The sequence below is a fragment of the Belnapia sp. AC561 genome (assembly GCF_979252845.1).
Genome location: NZ_CEEDBP010000308.1, coordinates 1 through 258 on the forward strand (window position 1 = coordinate 1; position 258 = coordinate 258).

Consider the following 258-nt stretch of genomic DNA (forward strand, 5'->3'; position numbering starts at 1 on the left):
GTCATGGATGGTGACGATGACCGACTGCACCTCGGGCTGCTTCTCGCGCAGCGCGGCGATGACTTCGACGCCCGAACCGTCGGGCAGGCCCAGGTCCAGCAGCGCGAGCGTGAAGCGTTGGCCGTTGACGAGGGAGAGTGCGTCCTGCACCCGCGAGCATTCGGTGATCTGGGCGTTGGCGAACACCTGCTTGACCAGGGCCTTCAACCAGGCGCGGATCTCCGGGATATCTTCGAGCAGCAGGATGTGGTTCATGAG

At 64.3% G+C, this 258-nt stretch carries 1 protein-coding gene; it reads right to left on the reverse strand.

Features of this window, described 5'->3' with window-relative positions; genetic code table 11:
• A partial coding sequence (locus tag AC0IW9_RS31205; protein ID WP_471652172.1) for a response regulator occupies window positions 1-258 on the reverse strand: 258 nt, incomplete at both ends.